15 protein-coding genes and 1 pseudogene are annotated in these 18,335 nt (G+C 66.3%); 7 read left to right on the top strand and 9 right to left on the bottom strand.

Going from position 1 to position 18,335, the window contains the following annotated elements; genetic code table 11:
* Window positions 1-220: 220 nt before the first annotated feature.
* Window positions 221-1,024, bottom strand: a complete 804-nt coding sequence (locus EO174_RS04870; protein WP_104585968.1) for a DsbC family protein — start codon at window positions 1,022-1,024, stop codon at window positions 221-223.
* A 118-nt stretch (window positions 1,025-1,142) separates the two neighbouring features.
* A complete protein-coding gene (gene xerD / locus EO174_RS04865) occupies window positions 1,143-2,114 on the bottom strand; it encodes a site-specific tyrosine recombinase XerD (RefSeq protein ID WP_104585982.1) in 972 nt (323 codons plus the stop codon).
* A 188-nt stretch (window positions 2,115-2,302) separates the two neighbouring features.
* Between xerD and EO174_RS04860 the strand changes: the two genes are divergently transcribed.
* On the top strand, window positions 2,303-2,764 hold the full coding sequence (locus EO174_RS04860; protein ID WP_126942664.1) for an RDD family protein: 462 nt from the start codon (window positions 2,303-2,305) through the stop codon (window positions 2,762-2,764).
* Window positions 2,765-2,916: 152 nt separating this feature from the next.
* Here the strand turns inward: EO174_RS04860 and lptG are convergent, their stop codons facing one another.
* Both lptG and lptF read right to left on the bottom strand, forming a co-directional pair.
* Window positions 2,917-4,023: an LPS export ABC transporter permease LptG gene (gene lptG / locus EO174_RS04855; protein ID WP_104585972.1), complete on the bottom strand. Its 1,107-nt coding sequence runs from the start codon at window positions 4,021-4,023 to the stop codon at window positions 2,917-2,919.
* On the bottom strand, window positions 4,020-5,102 hold the full coding sequence (gene lptF, locus EO174_RS04850; protein ID WP_104585974.1) for an LPS export ABC transporter permease LptF: 1,083 nt from the start codon (window positions 5,100-5,102) through the stop codon (window positions 4,020-4,022). Before lptF ends, lptG begins: the two co-directional genes overlap by 4 nt.
* Before the next feature lie 107 nt (window positions 5,103-5,209).
* On the opposite strand from lptF, the gene EO174_RS04845 reads away from it, so the two are divergent.
* From EO174_RS04845 to EO174_RS04835, 3 genes are all read left to right on the top strand, one after another.
* Window positions 5,210-6,694, top strand: a complete 1,485-nt coding sequence (locus tag EO174_RS04845) for a leucyl aminopeptidase (protein ID WP_104560061.1) — start codon at window positions 5,210-5,212, stop codon at window positions 6,692-6,694.
* A gap of 121 nt (window positions 6,695-6,815) precedes the next feature.
* Window positions 6,816-7,241, top strand: coding sequence for a DNA polymerase III subunit chi (locus tag EO174_RS04840; protein ID WP_104535058.1), 426 nt, complete (start codon window positions 6,816-6,818; stop codon window positions 7,239-7,241).
* 207 nt (window positions 7,242-7,448) lie between these two features.
* Window positions 7,449-10,283: a valine--tRNA ligase gene (locus EO174_RS04835; RefSeq protein ID WP_126942661.1), complete on the top strand. Its 2,835-nt coding sequence runs from the start codon at window positions 7,449-7,451 to the stop codon at window positions 10,281-10,283.
* 1,138 nt (window positions 10,284-11,421) lie between these two features.
* Here EO174_RS04835 and EO174_RS04820 read toward each other — a convergent pair.
* The 5 genes and pseudogenes from EO174_RS04820 to pssA all read right to left on the bottom strand — a co-directional run.
* A pseudogene (locus EO174_RS04820) lies at window positions 11,422-11,634 on the bottom strand (pectate lyase); the annotation flags it as partial.
* A gap of 56 nt (window positions 11,635-11,690) precedes the next feature.
* Window positions 11,691-12,824: a pectate lyase gene (locus EO174_RS04815; protein ID WP_104583309.1), complete on the bottom strand. Its 1,134-nt coding sequence runs from the start codon at window positions 12,822-12,824 to the stop codon at window positions 11,691-11,693.
* Window positions 12,825-13,622: 798 nt separating this feature from the next.
* Window positions 13,623-14,105, bottom strand: coding sequence for a ribosomal protein S18-alanine N-acetyltransferase (rimI, locus tag EO174_RS04810; RefSeq protein WP_164739833.1), 483 nt, complete (start codon window positions 14,103-14,105; stop codon window positions 13,623-13,625).
* Window positions 14,102-14,569 carry an alanine acetyltransferase gene (locus tag EO174_RS04805; protein WP_126942655.1) on the bottom strand — a complete coding sequence of 156 codons (468 nt, stop codon included), beginning with the start codon at window positions 14,567-14,569 and terminating at the stop codon, window positions 14,102-14,104. The genes rimI and EO174_RS04805 overlap by 4 nt, the downstream gene beginning before the upstream one ends.
* Window positions 14,570-14,579: 10 nt before the next feature.
* Complete coding sequence (gene pssA / locus EO174_RS04800) at window positions 14,580-15,353, bottom strand: CDP-diacylglycerol--serine O-phosphatidyltransferase (RefSeq protein WP_126942652.1); 774 nt, start codon at window positions 15,351-15,353, stop codon at window positions 14,580-14,582.
* Between the two features lie 118 nt (window positions 15,354-15,471).
* On the opposite strand from pssA, the gene EO174_RS04795 reads away from it, so the two are divergent.
* The 3 genes from EO174_RS04795 (at window position 15,472) to EO174_RS04785 (ending at window position 18,279) form a co-directional block, all read left to right on the top strand.
* Window positions 15,472-15,873: a DUF4124 domain-containing protein gene (locus EO174_RS04795; protein ID WP_164740085.1), complete on the top strand. Its 402-nt coding sequence runs from the start codon at window positions 15,472-15,474 to the stop codon at window positions 15,871-15,873.
* Between the two features lie 114 nt (window positions 15,874-15,987).
* A complete protein-coding gene (locus EO174_RS04790) occupies window positions 15,988-17,682 on the top strand; it encodes a proline--tRNA ligase (RefSeq protein ID WP_126942649.1) in 1,695 nt (564 codons plus the stop codon).
* A 144-nt stretch (window positions 17,683-17,826) separates the two neighbouring features.
* Entirely contained in the window at window positions 17,827-18,279 is a 453-nt protein-coding gene (locus EO174_RS04785; RefSeq protein WP_104583304.1) for an H-NS family nucleoid-associated regulatory protein, read from the top strand.
* Window positions 18,280-18,335: the final 56 nt, after the last annotated feature.

The raw sequence follows: 18,335 nt of genomic DNA, 5'->3' as shown, positions 1-18,335 counted from the left end.
CCGGATCTGCGCGCGGGGGCGACGTCCGCAGCGCTGGCCGCCACGCCGGTCCATCGCCGCTCTCACCCGACAAACCGTGCTGCCAGCCCAAACCCCGCTGCCAGCCGGTCCTGAAACGCAACAGGCCGGAATGCATGCGCATCCCGGCCTGTTGATCGATCACGCCGACCGTCGCGGCGGCCAGCGTCAGCGCAGCATCACGGCGCTGCCGGCGGCGACGTCAGCGGCTGCCACCGGCGGTGGTGACCGCGCGCTTTTCCAGCGCTTCACGCAGCTGCGCCGGCGGCAGGTAGCCACCGAGCTGGGTGCCGTCCGGGGCGAAGATCGCCGGAGTGCCGTTGACGCCCAGACGCTGGCCCAGCGTGTATTCCATCGACACCGGGTTCTTGCAGTCCTTGGCATTGACCGGCTGCCCGGACTTGGCCGCGGTCAGCGCCTGCTTGCGGTCGGCGGCGCACCACACCGCGATCATTTCCTTGTGGTCCTGGCTGCCCAGGCCCATGCGAGGAAACGCCAGGTATTCCACCGCGATGCCCTGCTTGTTGAGCTCGCCGATCTCGCTGTGCAGCTTGCGGCAGTAGCCGCATTCCACGTCGGTGAACACCGTCACGGTGTACTTGGGGTTTGCCGGCGCAAACACGATGCGGTCGGCCTTGGGCACGGTCTCCAGCTGCTTGCGGCGGTAGGCCAGCAGGCCCGGGCTGGCAGCGAACTGCTTGTTCTGGATGTCGAACGGCTGCGCCTGGATCAGGTAACGGCCGTCGTCGCTGACGTACAGCACCTGCCCGCCGACCACCACTTCGCGGAAACCGGGAAACGGCGCTGCGCCGATGTAGTCCGGCTTGAAATCCGGATCCAGCGCCTTGAGCGCAACGCTCACACGCTGGTCCACGTTGCCCGCGGCGGCGGGGGCGGCAGCAGCGGCTGGCTTGGCGCCGGCGTTGCTTGCCGCAGGCTGCGAGGATTGCGCGCAGGCGGTAAGGCTGAGTGCGCCCAGCAGCGCGGCGATGGCAAGACGATACATTCACGCATCCAGTGGAATGGGGTGCCTGGATTCTCGCACAGCGCAGATGAAGCCAGACAGCGGCTGAAACGCTTTCTTCTTTCTCTGGACCGTTGCCTCGCCTGCGGCGCACCCGCCATCACCCGCGCGGGTGATGGGCGGCATGCAGCTTCTGCAGGTGCTGACGCGCGACCAGCGTATAGATCTGGGTGGTGGACAGCGAACTGTGACCGAGCAGCATCTGCAGCGCGCGCAGGTCCGCGCCGTGGTTGAGCAGATGGGTGGCAAAGCTGTGCCGCAGCCCGTGCGGGCTGACCGTGGCGGGGTCGATCCCGGCCACCGCCGCATAGCGTTTGACCAGCGCCCAGAACTGCTGGCGGCTGGGTGGCTGCCGCGCCGCATCGATGAACAACGGCACCTGCCCGTCCACCGCTGCCACCGCCTTGTGGCTGGCCAGCAGCGGGCGCGCCTGGCTCAGATAGCGCTCCAGCCAGTGCTGGGATTCCTCGCCCAACGGCACCAGGCGCTCCTTGCTGCCCTTGCCGGTGACCCGCAGCACGCCCTGGCGCAGGTTGACCCCCACCGCCGGCAGGTTGACCAGTTCGCTGACGCGCAGGCCGGCCGCATACATCAGCTCGAGCATCGCGCGGTCGCGCAGGCCCAGCGGCGTGGCGATATCGGGCGCGGCCAGCAGCGCCTCGATCTGCGTCTCGGTCAGCGCCTTGGGCAGCGAGCGCGGCAGGCGTGGCGGGTCCAGCAATGCGGTGGGGTCGTCGCCGCGCACGCCATCGCGCAGACACAGGCCGTAGAACGCACGCAGGGTCGACAGCAGCCGGGCATTGCTGCGCGGCGAATAGCGCGCCTCGGTGCGCCAGCGCAGATAGTCGAACAACACAGCCCGATCGACACCCAGCAAGCCGCCGCCGGCACCGTCGCGCCAACGCGCCAGCCCTTCCAGGTCGCGCCGGTAACTGTCCAGGGTCTGCCGCGCCACGCCCTGCTCGGCCCACAACCGGTCCAGAAAGCGTTCGATGGCGGCGGCATCGGCGGCCTGCACCGGCGGCAGGTGTTGCGCCAGTTGGCGGCGTTCGGCAGGACTGCTGGCTGACATCGCAACAGCATAGAGCGTGGCATGCGTTTTGCGGCGCGCCATGTCAGCCAGGAGCGGGATTTGGCAACGCAGACTGCCTCGATCGGCCACACGCCACGTGGCTCTCAGCTCAACACCCAGGCCCCGCCTGGCACGGGATTGCCGCAGCGCGACGTTGCTCGCTCGCCTGCGCCGGCTATGCTCGCGGCATGACTTCGCCCCCCGCACCGCGCAGCGCGCGCGCACCCGCCCTGGTGGTCTGGCGACTGCTGGCCATGTGCTACGACGCCTGGCCGGTGCTCGCGCTGTGGATGCTGATCTCCGCCGCGTTCACGTTGGGATTTACGCTTGCCGGGCATCCGGCCCGCGAGAACATTGCCCCCTTCAGCGGCTGGCAATGGCTGTTGTGGCTGTGCTGCTGGATCGCGGCCGGGGTCTACGCCACCGTCAGCTGGCGACGTGGTGGCCAGACCCTGGGCATGCGCCCGTGGCGCTTGTCGCTGGTCGGGCCGCAAGCCTCGTGGCGCGCACTGTGGATCCGCTATGCGGTCGGTACGCTGTCGCTGGCCCTGGCTGGCGCGGGATTCTGGTGGGCCTGGCTGGACGGCGATCGGCTGGCCTGGCACGACCGTGCCAGCGGCACCCGGCTGCAGCGCACGCCCAAGCGCTGAAACGCCCGGGCCGGCAGCTTGCCGACCTCCCCGGCAGGCAGTGCTGGAATGGGGCCGCCATGCAAAGCCCTGGCAGCCACACGCGCAAACCGGTACCACCGTTTAGCGCAGGCAGCGCACGGTTCCGAAGACGCTGAACCGGCGCAGCCGCGTCAGCTACTGCGCCGTCGGAACAACCACACCGACACGCCCAGCATCACCATCGGCGGCAGCGCATAGGCGATGCGGTAGTCCAGCTTGAGGGCACCGGCCATGCGGCCGAAGAACAGCTGCAGCAGCCAGAACCCCAGCGCGAACAGGATGCCCAGAAACAGGCGCTTGCCCAGCCCGCCGCTGCGCAGCGAACCGAACGAGAACGGGATCGCCGCCATGCACAGCGCCAGCACGTTGAGCGGGTAGAACCAGCGGCTCCAGTACTGATCTTCGTAGTCGCGCGCATCCAGGCCGTTGCGGCGGCGGTATTCGATGCTCTGCTGCAGATCGCGCGCAGACAGGTTGCGCGGCTTGGCCAGCCCGGCCGCCAGCGCTGCCGGGCTGAGCTGCGACTGCCATGCCAGCTCGGGGAAGGTTTCGCGCTGCACCGAGCGTTCCTGGAAGGTATCGCGGCGCACCTGGCGCAGCGTCCAGGTCCCGTTGCGGTTCTCGGCCAGCGCCGCGTAGGTCAGCTGCGCCAGACGGCCGCCGGCATCGAGGTGATACAGCCGGACATCGTGCAGATCCAATGCGGTGCCGCCGCCATCGAGCAGCTTCTCTTCGCCGCTCAGCGCATTGAGGAAGGTGTCGCCCTCGCGCGCCCACAGGCCGGAATAGCGCGCCATTGCCATGTCGCTGTTGTAGCGGGCGCTGGTTTTCAGGGTATCGGCCTGGTTCTGTGCCCACGGCCCCACGGTCTCGCCGCTGATCACCATGGTGGCGGTCAGCAGCGCCATGGCCGCCACCACCGAAGCCGACATGCGCTTGCGCGACACGCCAAGTGCGCGCAGCGCGGTGAGTTCGGACGTCGCCGCCAGCTGGCCCAGGCCCATCAAGGCGCCAATCACCGCAGCGGTCGGAAACAAGGTGTAGGCCCGGCGCGGCACCGTGTAGGCCACATACGCGATCGCGTGTCCAAAGGTGTAGGCACCCTGGCCGATGTTCTTGGCCTCGCTGGCAAAGGCATTGACCAGGTCCAGGCCCAGCAGCACCGCCCACGTAAGCAGCACGGTGAACAGCACCGCACGCCCGACGTACCAGTCATGCACCCGCGGCATCAGCCTCATGCGCGCACCCTCGGCCGCCGCACGCGGCCATCGCGCGCATACGCCCAGATCGCCACCGCCAGCAGCGGCAAGGTCAGCCACCACAGACCGAGCGCAGCCGGGGTCTTGCCATTGGCGATCCACTGGGTGCCGACGATCATCAGATTGGTACCCACCATGTAGGCCAGGAAGGCCAGCATGATCCGGCCGTAACGCTGCTGCCGCGGCGCGCTGCGCGACAGCGGCAGGGTCAGCAGCGCGAAGGCCAGGGCCAGCAACGGCGGCGCCAGGCGCTCATGCAGCTGCGCGCGCGCCGCCGGGCGCTGGTCCGAGAGCAGCTGCGTGGTCCACATCACTTCCGGATCGTTGGCATCGTGTACCTGGGCCCGGTCGGGCAAGGCCACGTCGTTGCTGGCGAACTTCATCAAACGGTAGTCCAGGGTGTTGCCGGCGGCCGGGCCTTCGATGCGGTAGCCGTCCTCCAGGCGCAGGTAACGGTCGGCCTTGCCTTCGAAGAACATCGCGCCGCGGTCGGCGGTGACCACGTCGATGCGGTCGTCCTTCTGGCGCTGCAGGAACACCTTGCCCAGGCCCTTGCCGTCGGCCGAGATCGTGGTCAGGTAGACCACCCCGCCGCCGGACAGCGGCGTGAACTTGCCCGATTCCAGGCCGGCCATCACGATGCTGCGGTTGGCGTCCTCCAGCATGGTCTCGGCGGTGCGGCTGGCCCAGGGGCCCAGCCACAGCGAGCACAACCCGATCACCACCACGACCGGCACCACCAGCATCAACATCGGCCGCAACATGCGCCGCGGGCCCACGCCGATGGCGGTGATGACCGCCATTTCTGAATCGCGGTACAGCCGCGCCAGTGCCAATAACAGCCCCAGCATCAGCGCCAGCGGCAGGATGATCGGCAGGTACGCCACGAATTGCAGGCCCACCTGGGACAGCAGCAAGCGAGCAGGGATGCGGCCATCGGCGATATTGCCGAGGATATCCACCAGCACACCGCCCACGCTGACGACCAGCAGCACGATCAAGGTGGCCAGGAAGCTCTGGGTGAAATCGCTAAGCAGGTATCGATCGAGCTTCGGCATGGGGTGGGCTTGTTTTAAACTCTCGGATTCGTTCGCGGCGGCGCCAGCCTAGTCCGGTTGGCGTAAACAGCCCGCGATTGTACGGATTTGCCTACGGAATCTGATCAATGGCCCTGCAATTCACCCTGAACCAAGACGCGCCGGCAAGCGCCGCCGTCGACTGCATCGTGGTTGGCGTGTTCGCCGACAAGACCCTGTCGCCCGCCGCCCAGGCGCTGGACAGTGCCAGCCAGGGCCGTCTGACGGCCCTGGTGGCACGTGGCGACGTGGCTGCCAAGACCGGCAGCACCAGCCTGCTGCACGACCTGCCGGGCGTTGCCGCCCCGCGCGTGCTGGTGGTGGGCCTGGGCGAGGCCGGCAAGTTCGGCGTGGCGCCGTACCTCAAGGCGGTGGGCGATGCGACCCGCGCGCTGAAGACCGGCCCGGTCGGCACCGCCCTGCTCACCCTGACCGAATTGCCGGTCAAGGCGCGCGACAGCGCCTGGAACATCCGCCAGGCGATCATCGTCAGCGACCATGCCGCCTACCGCTACACCGCCACGCTGGGCAAGAAGAAGGTCGACGAGACCGGCCTGACCACGCTGGCGATTGCCGGCGACGACGCCCGTGCCCTGGCCGTGGGCGTGGCCACCGCCGAGGGTGTGGAATTCGCCCGCGAGCTGGGCAACCTGCCGCCGAACTATTGCACCCCGGCCTACCTGGCCGAGACCGCGGCCGCCTTCGCCGGCAAGTTCCCCGGCGCCGAGGCCGAGATCCTGGACGAGACGCAGATGGAGTCGCTGGGCATGGGCTCGCTGCTGTCGGTGGCGCGTGGCTCGGCCAACCGCCCGCGGCTGATCGTGCTGAAGTGGAACGGCGGCGGCGACGCGCGCCCCTATGTGCTGGTCGGCAAGGGCATCACCTTCGACACCGGCGGCGTCAACCTCAAGACGCAGGGCGGCATCGAGGAAATGAAGTACGACATGTGCGGCGGCGCCAACGTCATCGGCACCTTCGTGGCCACGGTCAAGGCCGAGCTGCCGATCAACCTGGTGGTGGTGGTGCCGGCGGTGGAGAACGCCATCGACGGCAATGCCTATCGCCCCTCCGACGTGATCACCAGCATGTCCGGCAAGACCATCGAGGTCGGCAACACCGACGCCGAAGGCCGCCTGATCCTGTGCGATGCGCTGACCTACGCCGAGCGCTTCAACCCCGAAGCCCTGGTGGACGTGGCCACGCTGACCGGCGCCTGCATGGTGGCGCTGGGTCACCAGACCGCCGGCCTGATGAGCAAGCACGACGACCTGGCCAACGAACTGCTGGCCGCCGGCGAGCACGTGTTCGACCGCGCCTGGCGCCTGCCGCTGTGGGACGAGTACCAGGGCCTGCTGGATTCCACCTTCGCCGACGTCTACAACATCGGCGGCCGCTGGGGCGGCGCGATCACCGCCGGCTGCTTCCTGTCGCGCTTCACCGAGAACCAGCGCTGGGCACATCTGGACATCGCCGGCGTCGCCAGCGACGAAGGCAAGCGCGGCATGGCCACCGGACGCCCGGTGGGGCTGTTGACGCAGTGGTTGCTGGACCGCGCCGCAAGCGGCGCGGCGTGATTGGGGAGTGGAGATTCGGGATTCGTGCGAGCGCACGCATCCCGCCGTCCTTAGCAACCTGCAGGCAGACAGTGACCCGCTGTCGCCAATCCCGAATCCCCCTCAACGAATCCCTGCCCTGATGCCCCGTGCCGACTTCTACCTGATCGCCAAACCGCGCTTCCTCAACGAACCGCTGCGGCTGGTCTGCGAGCTGGCGCGCAAGGCCAACGACGCCAACCTGCCCACGCTGATCCTGGCGCGCGACGCCGCGCAGGCCGAGGCATTGGACGACCTGCTGTGGGCATTCGACGACGAGGCCTACATCCCGCACCAGATTGCCGGCACCGACGAGGAAGACGAGCTGGCGCCGGTACTGATCGCCTCGCCGGAGTTCGATGCTCCCTCGCGCCCGCTGGTGATCAACCTGCGCGACGATCCCTACCTGGGCGCCTGCGACCGCGTGCTGGAAGTCGTCCCCGCCGACCCGGCGGCCCGCGAACCGCTGCGCGAACGCTGGAAGCAGTACAAGGCCCTGGGCCTGGAACTGACCAAGTACGACATGTGAGAGGGGCGGGGATTGGGGAGTTGGGATTGGGGATTCGTAAAAGCAGATTTTTTGCGTCTCCGAGGACTGCATCCAACGACTAATCCCAAACGGCCGACCTTCGCTCCACGGCACCACCACTGACGTTGATGACTGGATGCCGGCGGTTCTCGCCGGCCCCATGACGCAACCAATCCCGAATCCCGAACAACGAATCCCCGCCCCACTATGACCACCCTCGCCTCCAGCTACGACCCCTCTTCCTTCGAATCGCGCCTGTACGCGCAGTGGGAGGCTGCCGGGTATTTCGTGCCGTCCGGCCAGGGTGAGCCGTATACGGTGCTGCTGCCGCCGCCGAATGTGACCGGTACGCTGCACATGGGCCATGCGTTCCAGCAGACGCTGATGGATGCGTTGGTGCGCTATCACCGCATGCGCGGCTTCGACACGCTGTGGCAGGTGGGCACCGACCATGCCGGCATCGCCACCGAGATGGTGGTGTCGCGCAACCTGGCGCTGGAAGGCAAGGGCGAAACGCGCGACTCGCTGGGGCGCGAGGGCTTCATCGCCAAGGTGTGGGAGTGGAAGGCCGAATCCGGCGACACCATCGAGCGCCAGATGCGCCGCCTGGGCACCTCCAGTGACTGGTCGCGCAGCACCTTCACCATGGACCCGCAGCCGTCGGCCGCGGTCAACGAAGCGTTCGTGCGCTGGTACGAGCAGGGCCTGATCTATCGCGGCCAGCGCCTGGTCAACTGGGACCCGGTGCTGAAGACCGCGATCTCCGACCTGGAGGTGGAAAACGTCGAGGAAGACGGCTTCCTGTGGTCGATCCGCTATCCGCTGGCCGATGGCGTGACCTACGAGCACGTCGAGCACGATGCCGACGGCGCCGAGACGCTGCGCGAGACCCGCGATTACCTGGTGGTCGCCACCACGCGCCCGGAGACCATGCTGGGCGATACCGCAGTGATGGTGCATCCGGAAGACCCACGCTATGCCACGCTGCACGGCGCCCGCATCGTGCTGCCGCTGACCGGCCGGCAAGTGCCGGTGATCACCGATGACTATGTCGACCGCGCCTTCGGCACCGGCGTGGTCAAGGTCACGCCTGCGCATGACTTCAACGATTACCAGGTGGGTGTGCGGCATGAGTTGCCGCTGATCAACCTGTTCACCGTCACCGCCACCATCAACGAGAATGCGCCGGAGCGGTACCGCGGCCTGGATCGTTACGACGCACGCAAGCTGGTGCTGTCCGAACTGGAAGACCTGGGCGTCTTGGTCGAAACCAAGCCGCACAAGCTGCAGGTGCCGCGCGGCGACCGTACCGGCCAGGTGATCGAGCCCTATCTCACCGACCAGTGGTTCGTGAAGATGGACGCGCTGGCCAAGCGCGGCCTGGAGCTGGTCGAAAGCGGCCAGGTCAAGTTCGTCCCGCCGAACTGGATCAATACCTATCGCCACTGGATGGAGAACATCCAGGATTGGTGCATCAGCCGTCAGCTGTGGTGGGGGCATCGCATTCCGGCGTGGTTCGACGAGGCAGGCAAGTGCTATGTCGGCCATGACGAAGCCGAGGTGCGCGCGAAACACGGCCTGGGTGCCGACGTCGCGCTGCACCAGGACAGCGACGTTCTGGAAACCTGGTTCTCCTCGCAACTGTGGCCGTTCTCCACGCTGGGCTGGCCGGACGCGAACGCGATGGCCGAGCGCGGTTTCGCGCGCTATCTGCCGTCGTCGGTGCTGGTCACCGGCTTCGACATCATCTTCTTCTGGGTGGCGCGCATGATCATGGCCACCGACAGCTTCACCGGCCAGGTGCCGTTCCGCGATGTCTACATCACCGGCCTGATCCGCGATGCGCAGGGCCAGAAGATGTCCAAGTCCAAGGGCAACGTGCTCGACCCGCTGGACATCATCGACGGCATCAGCATCGAAGACCTGGTTGCCAAGCGCACCACCGGGCTGATGCAGCCGCGCATGGCCGAGAAGATCGAAAAAGCCACGCGCAAGGAGTTTCCGGACGGCATCATCGCCCATGGTGCCGACGCGTTGCGCTTCACCATCGCCGCACTCGCCACGCATGGCCGCGACATCAAGTTCGATCTGGGCCGCGCCGAAGGCTACAAGAACTTCTGCAACAAGCTGTGGAACGCCACGCGCTTTGTGCTGATGAACACCGAAGGCGCGCGCTTTGCCGGCGTGCCGCAGCCGCGTACCGAAGCCGAGCAATGGATTCTGGCGCGCCTGGACAAGGTGACTGCAGAAACCCACGCACACTACGCCAGCTATCGCTTCGATCTGCTGACGCAATCGCTGTACGAGTTCGCCTGGAATGCGTTCTGCGACTGGTTCGTCGAACTGGCCAAGCCCGCGCTCAACGGCCAGGACAGCGAGGCAGCCGCCAGCACGCGCCACACACTGCTGTACGTGCTCGAAGCGCTGCTGCGCCTGCTGCACCCACTTACCCCGTTCGTCACCGAGGAACTGTGGCAGCAGGTTGCACCGCGCCTGGGCATCAGCGCCGCCACGATCTCGTTGCAGGCATTCCCGCAGGCCGGCGATGTCGACACCGCGGGCTACGCCAGCGCAGAGGCCGATGTCGAATGGCTGCAGTCGATGGTGTCGGCACTGCGTCGTGTGCGCAGCGAGTTGAACGTACCGCCGTCCAAGCAGGTGCGCCTGCTGCTGCAAGCCGGCACTGCCGACGATCGCGCCCGTGTCGGCCGCTTCGCCTCGCAGCTGTCGTTCCTGCTCAAGCTCGAAGCGATCGACTGGCTTGACGCCGGCCAGGACACACCGCCGTCGGCCACGGCCATCGTCGGCGAGCTCACCCTGCTGGTGCCGCTGGAAGGCCTGGTCGACATGGATGCCGAACGCACGCGCCTGGACAAGGAAATCAAGCGCGTGGAAGCCGAGATCGGCAAGTGCAATGGCAAGCTGGGCAACGCCACCTTCGTGCAGAACGCACCGGCCGTGGTGGTCGAGCAGGAACGCGCGCGCATGAACGATTGGACCACGCAGCTGACCGGCCTGCGCGAGCAACGCGCCAAGCTCTAGGACCGCCAATCACTGTTGGCCGAGACGGAGTCAACAGCCTGGCTAGTCGAGGGCGCGGTGCCCTCACCGCGTGCGCGACACGCCGTGAACCCGCCCCTGGGAGCTCGGTGGCGGCATCCATGCCGCCACACGGTCCCGCAACGGACAAGGACACGGCACCAGAGAGTTGGTCGGCGCTTATCTGAAAAGCTGTCTGTCGTGCGGTGTGCATTAGACGCAGGGCCGATACGTCACGATCGAACAGGGCGCATCCAGCACTGCTCTTCCATGCACACCGACCGTCTCGACTGGTCCTTGCCCGCTCACCGTCGCGGGACCTTGAGCGGCATGGATGCCGCGCCAGAGCCTACAAGGACGTACTTGCGGCGTGTCCTGCGATGGTGGGCCGGCAATGGCCGCGCAGCAAACTCGCAGCGTCGAGTGCGCTGTGCCCTCACCAGACAGTTGGTCGGCGCTCATCTGAAAGCTGTCTGTCGCGCGGTGCGCATCAGACGTGGAGGCGATGCTTCACGATCGAACAAGGCGCACCCAGCACTGCTCTACGTGACGTACCGACCATCTCGACTGGTCCTTGCCGGCCCACCGTCGCGGGACCCTGAGCGGCATGGATGCCGCGCCGGAGCCTACATGGACGTACTTGCGGCGTGTCCCGCGATGGTGGGCCGGCAAGGGCCCTGCAGCAAACTCGCAGCGTCGAGTGCGCGGTGCCCTCACCGCTTGCGGGACACGCCGTGAACCCGTCCCTGGGGGCTCGGTGGCGGCATCCATGCCGCCACACGGTCCCGCAACCGGCAAGGACACCGCGCCAGACAGTTGGTCGGCTGCTTTACTGAAAACCATGCACACCGATCATCTCGACTGGTCCTTGCCCGCCCACCGTCGCGGGACCTTACGCGGCATCGATGCCGAGTAATGGTGGGCGGGCAAGGGCCCTGCATGGATCCTGCGCCCAGCTGCGCAGAGAACTGAAGACGCGTGATGCTGCGCGCACGCGCCACGGCGTCGAAACAGCGTATGTCGCCGGACAATGAGACATCGATAAGGACATTACGCAAACGCACAACGCCCGCAGTGCTGCGGGCGTTGTGGAAAGACGTGCAACGCTGCACGCATCGCGGCGTTGCGTACCGCAGGGGCCTTACAGCTTGCCCGCGCCGGCCTTTGCCTTGACGTCCGCCGCCACCTTGGTAGCGGCCAGCAGGCTGTAGGTATACAGCGGCTTCCAGCCGATGTTGCTGTTCCACGAGCAATTCAGCGCCTTGCCGTTGATCAGCGAACCCTGGTCACGATACACGCTGCCCTTGTAGTCGCCGGCGATCTTGTCGCAGCTGCTCACACCACCGATGTCGAACGCATTTGCAGTGCCCGTCTTGCGGGCACTGCATTTGCGTGGTGCATTGATAAGGCTTACAGCTTTCCAGCGCCGGCCTTCGCCTTGACGTCCGCAGCGACCTTGTCGGCCGACAGCAGGCTATAGGTGTACGGCGGGGTCCAGCCGATGTTGCTGTTCCACGAGCACGTCAGTGCCTTGCCGTTGAGCAGCGAGCCTTGATCGCGATAGACGCTGCCGCCGTAGTCGGCCGCAATCTTGTCGCAGCTGCTCACCCCACTGATGTCGAACACGTTGCGCTCGGAGAAGATCTTCGACTCCTTGCCCACGCCATGCGCATGCGAGAACGGGTAGACCTTATTGCTGGTGCTGCCGACGTGGTAGTTGTTGTACAGATGCACCTGCCCGAAGCGCACCCGCGGTGCGCGTGCGGAGATGTTCTCGAACAAGGTGTTGTGGATGGTCACCTTGAGCTTGCCGCTGTCGGTGCTGGAGGCGCTGTCACTGGAACCGATCAGGTCGTTCTTCTCGTGCGACTTGAACGCCGAGTAGGAAATGGTGACGAAGTTAGCGCCCTTCTTAACGTCCATCGCACCATCGTGATGCTGCTTGGGACGGCCGTTGGCGGTGCCGTTCTGATCGTCGGTACGACGACCGTCGGTGAAGGTAACATGGTCCACCCACACATTGGTTGCGCCCTCGACCGTCAGGCCGTCGTACTCGGCATTCCAGTTGCCGGCGCTGCCGTCATCCGGGTCCCAGACCGGCTGCGGATCCCACGGATTTTCAATGGTGAGATTGCGGATGATGACGTCGTTGGCCTTGACGTAGAAATAGCCTTCGCGGATCTCCGCATTGCTGGTGATGCCGATCAGCGTGGTCTTGGTGGGGATGTCCAACCGCGCGCGGCTCTTCATATCCGAGGTCGTGGTGTACGGCTTGCCTTCGCTGATATCGATGATGCCGCTGATCTTGATGATGCGCCCGTTGCTGCCCACGCTGGCTTTCAGCGCGCTCTTCAGCTCGGCGGCAGTCTTGACCGTGTAGATGTTGGCTGCGGCCGCTTTGGAACCGCCTTTGGTCCCTCCGTTCTGTGTTGCCCAACCAGTGGTTGCAACTTCCAGTGCAGGATCGGCGCAGGCAACGCCAACAACCAGCAACGACCCGACAAACAGCGACGCGGCGGCCGCCGTTGAAAATTTCGGCTTCATCTTGATCTCTCCCTCGGATAGGTTCGATGCGCCGCGCGGCGGCACACCCCTCGTCTAGCAGGCGCGGAACATACTTTTCATCTCTGTAATGTTCAGTTCCGCGACGCCGATACTAGGAGCATCGCAATGGCTTGTATCTAGCCGATGTATCGATGTGCACGCGCAGTCACGCAAACGGTTGCGGGACATCCAGGAGAAGACAAAACGCTGTAATCAAGACATGCGGGGACAGGCATGAGGACACTGCAGCGCAGCATGCTCTGCAGTGCAACGCAGACCGACACAGCTCCAGCACGGTGTGCCGCCGCCATCACATGCATGTGTGTTTTTTCTAACGCGCACGGCAATTAAACCGCGATGCATCGCTATCGCAGTGCGCCTGGCACATGGACACAGGCGATTGGCGCTGCTGGAAACCACGGGTGGCACGTGGCGGCATGATCACCATCGCGGCTGCCGGTGCGCTCTGCCGGATGGCGGCGCGCAGACGACACGTCGGGCGATGCAAATGGGAAAAACATTCACCCTGTTGCGATCGATTGCAGCGATGCGCAACAGCTCGGCGCACAGCGGGTGCGTTGCTTGATGACCTGATCGTGGTGCGTCACCACAACGCCGCTTCAGGGGCGAAACAGCAAGGCGCCGGCACGGTCGCCTGGCGGCTACGCAGGAGCCGGGGTGGTGTCTCGGGTCGTGACGCGTGCCTCACCGATGCAACCGCGCGACGCGTATCAGGTGCGTCGGGGCAGAACCAGCCGGACGCGGGAGAACGCTTCCATCAGCCTCGGCCGATGAGGCTCAGGAGAACCCTTCGAAGGACAACTCGATTGCCATCACCAGCGCATCTTCGCGGCCGGTATTGGAGGGGTAGTAGCGTGGGCGCCGCCCGATCTCATTGAAGCCTTCGGAGTGATACAGCGCAATCGCCGACGGATTGGACGGGCGTACTTCCAGAAACGCGCGCCGCGCGCCGCGATCGCAGGCACCCTTGATCAGCGCGCGCAACAGCACGCGGCCATGCCCGCGGGATTGCGCCTCCGGTGCGATGCAGACATTGAGCACGTGCGCCTCGTCGGCAGCGATGCTGATCACTCCGTAGCCAATGACCTGCCCGCCCTGCTCCATCACCCAGCCCGGATAACCGGCCTGCAGGCAGTCGCGAAAGATGCTGCGCGTCCACGGGAACGGATAGGCCCGATGTTCGATGTCCATCACCACATCCAGATCGCTCTCGCGCATGGCGCGCAGCGAGGTGGGCAGCGGCGCGTTCAAGGCGCTCATGCCGGGTTCCGACGCCGCCGCAGCGCGCGCAGTTGCGGCCACAGCGCGCGCTTGGCGGCCGGGTTGCCGCGCAGCTCGGCCAGCGGCCAGGACGCCATCAAGGCTTGCGTATTCGGATCGCCGGGGTTGCAGCCGGAGGCGCGCAGCAACGCCATCTGCAGGCGATCGGGCATGCCGACCCGGCTGCGCCGCGGCGGCGCTGCCGGTGCAGTCGTGACCGCATCCGGCGCGTGGGCGGGCGCCACCGGTGCGCTGCGGCGGACCGCCGGCGCTACCGCTGGCACCGGCATTGGTGGCGTGCGCTCCACGCGCGGCGGTGCGGCCGCCCGCGCACGCTCCATCGTCTCCTCAGGCACCGCCGCCGCGTCCACGGTATAGCGATCCAAATACACGGTGTGTCCCAACGCCTGCAGATACGACACCTGCAGATCGGACCACATCGGCTCGGAGGCCAATTGACTCATGGCACCTGGCTCATGGCAGCTCGGGCGTGCGCCGCCAGCGCCGCCACAGCCACATCACCGGCCCGGACAGTGCATACAGCACGCCGATCACCAGCAGCGAACGGGCCAGATCGATCACCAGCAGCGCGATCACCACCGTGGCGATCGCCAGCGCCAGGAACGGCACACGGTCGGCACGCGGACCACGCGCGCCGCCCTTGAAACTCCAGAACCGGATCCGGCTGACCATCAGCAAGGCCGATACCACCGTGACCGCCAGCGTCAGATAACGCAGCTGCTCGCCATCGAAGCCCAGGCTGTCGTCGGCAAACGCCCAGACGAAGGACATCATCAAGCCGGCGGCCGCCGGGCTGGCCAGGCCGATGAACCAGCGCTTGTCGACCACCCCCACTTGCGTGTTGAAGCGCGCCAGGCGCAGCGCCGCGCAGGCCGCATACAGAAACGCGGCCGACCAGCCGACCCGGCCCATCACGTTGCTGTCGTACTTCAGCGCCGACAGCGACCAGTGATACATCACCAGCGCCGGGGCCATGCCGAAGCTGACCAGATCGGCCAGCGAGTCGTACTGCACGCCGAACTCGCTGCTGGTATTGGTCAGGCGCGCGACCCGGCCGTCCAGCCCGTCCATCACCGCGGCCACGAACACCGCCATGGCGGCCTGGACGAATTGCCCGTTGGCGGCGGCGATGATGGCGTAGAAACCGGAAAACAGCCCGGCGGTGGTGAACAGGTTCGGCAGCAGGTAGATCGTGCGCGAGCGCGGGGGCGGTCTCATCTCATCCATCCGGCAAGTGTAGGGCCTGAGGTCCATCCGGCGGTAGCGCGCCGGCGTCGTGCAGCTCACTTGCCAGCGCCGGCCGCGGATGCTGCAATCGCTGCGGTAATCATCCAGGGGAAGCCACATGCACCTGTCGTCCGGGCTTTGTGCCCTGTTGATGCTGGTCAGCGCCGCCGCCGGCGCGACCGATCTGTACAAATGGAAGGACGCCAAGGGCGTCACCCACTACACCGAAACCCCGCCACCGTCCGGCCAGCGCTACGAAGCGCGCCGGATCGATGCACGCAGCGGCACCGCCGCCATCGCCGCGCCGGACACCACCACGCCCGAATCGGCCGACTGCCTGACCGCACGCCGCAACCTGGAACTGCTCAGCGGCAAGGGCGAGGTCACCATGGGTGCCGGCGCCGATGGCAAGCCCGGCACCCCGCTGGACCCGGATGCCCGCGCGGCGCAACGCAACCTCGCCGAAGCGGCCGCCAAGGCCTATTGCAAGCCGTCAGCGAGCGCCACTCCGGCCTCCTGAGCCGGCCCGGGAGCGGCCACCTACCAGCCCATGCGTCCGGCCGATCGGCCGGCGCCACTGACCGGCAGGGCGCGAGACTGGCAAACTATGGGCTTTCCGCCCAAGCGAAGCCCGATGCGTCTTTCCCAGTTCCACCTGCACACCACCAAGGAAACCCCGGCCGACGCCGAGTTGGTCAGCCACCGTCTGATGCTGCGCGCGGGCATGATCCGCAAGCTGGCCTCTGGGCTGTATACCTGGTCGCCACTGGGTCTGCGCGTGCTGCGCAAGGTCGAGGCCATCGTGCGCGAGGAAATGAACCGCGCCGGGGCGGTGGAAGTGCTGTTCCCCACCATCCAGCCGCGCGAACTGTGGGATGCCACCGGTCGTTGGGAAAAGTTCGGCGGGCAGTTGCTCAAGATCAAGGATCGCAAGGAGCAGGAGTTCTGCTACAGCCCGACCGCCGAAGAGGCCGCGGCCGAATTCGCGCGCCAGGAAATCAACAGCTACAAGCAGTTGCCGCTGAACTTCTTCCAGATCCAGACCAAGTTCCGCGATGAGATCCGTCCACGCTTCGGCGTGATGCGCGCACGCGAATTCCTGATGAAGGACGCCTACTCCTTCCATCTCACCGATGCCGACATGGCGCGCGAATACGACAACATGCGCGCGGCCTACACCAGCATCTTCACCCGGCTGGGGCTGGAATTCCGCGCCGTGCAGGCCGACTCCGGCGCGATCGGCGGCGATGCCTCGCAGGAATTCCACGTCATTGCCGCTTCCGGCGAAGACTCGCTGGCATTCTCCACCGGCTCCGATTACGCCGCCAACGTGGAAACCGCCAGCGCCGCCCTGCCCGCCCCGCGCGCCGAGGCTGGCGAGGCGATGCGCCAGGTCGCAACGCCCACCCAGAAGACCTGCGAAGACGTCGCCCGGTTGCTGGGCATCACGCTGCAGCGCACGGTCAAGTCGGTGGCGGTGATGACCGAGGCCGGCTTCGTGCTGGTGCTGGTGCGCGGCGATCACGCGGTCAACGAGATCAAGCTCGGCAAGGTCGCCGGCCTGGCCGGCTACCGCCTGGCCAACGAGACCGAGATCCGCGACCACCTCGGCTGCGAGCCGGGCTTCCTGGGCCCGGTGAACACCGCCCGCCCGGTGCGCGTGGTGGCCGACCGCGATGTCGCGGCGATGGCCGATTTCGTGGTCGGTGCCAACGTGCCCGGCGAACACCTGGCAGGGGTCAACTGGGGCCGCGACCTGCCCGAACCTGACACCGTTGCCGATGTGCGCAACGTCATCGACGGCGAACGCGCGGCCGATGGCGGCGAACTGCGTCTGGCGCGCGGGATCGAGGTGGGCCATGTGTTCCAGCTCGGCGACCAGTATGCGCAGGCACTGCAGGCCACCGTGATCGACGAGAACGGCAAGCCCGCGGTGATGAAGATGGGCTGCTACGGCATCGGCATTTCGCGCATCGTGGCTGCGGCGATCGAGCAGAACCATGACGATGCCGGCATTGTCTGGCCCGCACCGATGGCACCGTGGCAGGTGGCGATCTGCATCATCAACCCCAAGCAGGATGCACAGGTGGTTGCCGCCGCCCAGGCATTGCTGGACGAATTGATCGCTGCGGGGATCGACGCGGTGCTGGACGATCGCGGCCTGCGCCCGGGCGCCATGTTTGCCGATATGGAACTGCTGGGCATTCCGCATCGGGTGGTGGTCTCCGAACGCGGATTGGCCGCCGGCACATTTGAATATCGTGCCCGCACTGCAGAGGCAGCAGAAAACCTGGATAAGGCCGGGTTATTCTCCCGCCTGGGTTGTTGATCAAATCAGCCGAAACTACTTGGATTGGATGAACACAAGGCGCCGAATTATTTCGGCGCATTTGTCACCCGGGTTTTCTGACATTATGATGGCCAGCGCTGCCACGGACCGGCATTCTTTTCTCTCTCATCCTCCGGAGTAGTGATGTCGATCGATCTTAGCGGCCTGTCGGCCAAGCAGTTGGGTGCCCTGATCAAAAACGCGAAGAAGCAGCAGACCGTGGTTGCCAAGCGCGCTCCGATTGCCAAGGTCCGCACGCAACTGACCCGCGCGGCAAAAGCCCAGGGTTATTCCATCGAAGAATTGTTCGGCACCAGCGCCGGCCCGGGTCGTCCTGCTGCCGCTGCCAAGCCGGGCCCGCGCGCCGGCCGCAAGCTGGGCAAGGTTCCGCCCAAGTATCGCAACCCCGCCAATCCCCAGGAAGCCTGGACCGGCCGCGGCAAGCAGCCGCGCTGGCTGGCCGAACTGACCGCCGCCGGCAAGAAAGTCGAAGACTTTCTGATCAGCAAGGTCAGCACCAAGAAGACTCCGGCCAAGAAGGCCGCCCCGCGCAAGGCCGCCACCAAGCGCGCGCCCAAGAAGTCCAAGGCCGCTTGATTCACCGCAATAAAACCCCCGGCATTGCCGGGGTTTTTATTGCGCGTTTTTATCTG

This window comes from Xanthomonas sp. BRIP62418 (genome assembly GCF_003993495.1).
Lineage (GTDB): Bacteria > Pseudomonadota > Gammaproteobacteria > Xanthomonadales > Xanthomonadaceae > Xanthomonas > Xanthomonas euroxanthea.
This window is presented reverse-complemented; position numbering and strand designations above follow the sequence as displayed.

Excerpts from the sequence above, each read along its gene's own strand:
- EO174_RS04870 (WP_104585968.1), bottom strand. The coding sequence starts at position 1,024 with ATGTATCGTCTTGCCATCGCCGCGCTGCTGGGCGCACTCAGCCTTACC.
- xerD (WP_104585982.1), bottom strand. The coding sequence starts at position 2,114 with ATGTCAGCCAGCAGTCCTGCCGAACGCCGCCAACTGGCGCAACACCTG.
- EO174_RS04860 (WP_126942664.1), top strand. The coding sequence starts at position 2,303 with ATGACTTCGCCCCCCGCACCGCGCAGCGCGCGCGCACCCGCCCTGGTG.
- lptG (WP_104585972.1), bottom strand. The coding sequence starts at position 4,023 with ATGAGGCTGATGCCGCGGGTGCATGACTGGTACGTCGGGCGTGCGGTG.
- lptF (WP_104585974.1), bottom strand. The coding sequence starts at position 5,102 with ATGCCGAAGCTCGATCGATACCTGCTTAGCGATTTCACCCAGAGCTTC.
- EO174_RS04845 (WP_104560061.1), top strand. The coding sequence starts at position 5,210 with ATGGCCCTGCAATTCACCCTGAACCAAGACGCGCCGGCAAGCGCCGCC.
- EO174_RS04840 (WP_104535058.1), top strand. The coding sequence starts at position 6,816 with ATGCCCCGTGCCGACTTCTACCTGATCGCCAAACCGCGCTTCCTCAAC.
- EO174_RS04835 (WP_126942661.1), top strand. The coding sequence starts at position 7,449 with ATGACCACCCTCGCCTCCAGCTACGACCCCTCTTCCTTCGAATCGCGC.
- EO174_RS04815 (WP_104583309.1), bottom strand. The coding sequence starts at position 12,824 with ATGAAGCCGAAATTTTCAACGGCGGCCGCCGCGTCGCTGTTTGTCGGG.
- rimI (WP_164739833.1), bottom strand. The coding sequence starts at position 14,105 with ATGAGCGCCTTGAACGCGCCGCTGCCCACCTCGCTGCGCGCCATGCGC.
- EO174_RS04805 (WP_126942655.1), bottom strand. The coding sequence starts at position 14,569 with ATGAGTCAATTGGCCTCCGAGCCGATGTGGTCCGATCTGCAGGTGTCG.
- pssA (WP_126942652.1), bottom strand. The coding sequence starts at position 15,353 with ATGGATGAGATGAGACCGCCCCCGCGCTCGCGCACGATCTACCTGCTG.
- EO174_RS04795 (WP_164740085.1), top strand. The coding sequence starts at position 15,472 with ATGCACCTGTCGTCCGGGCTTTGTGCCCTGTTGATGCTGGTCAGCGCC.
- EO174_RS04790 (WP_126942649.1), top strand. The coding sequence starts at position 15,988 with ATGCGTCTTTCCCAGTTCCACCTGCACACCACCAAGGAAACCCCGGCC.
- EO174_RS04785 (WP_104583304.1), top strand. The coding sequence starts at position 17,827 with ATGTCGATCGATCTTAGCGGCCTGTCGGCCAAGCAGTTGGGTGCCCTG.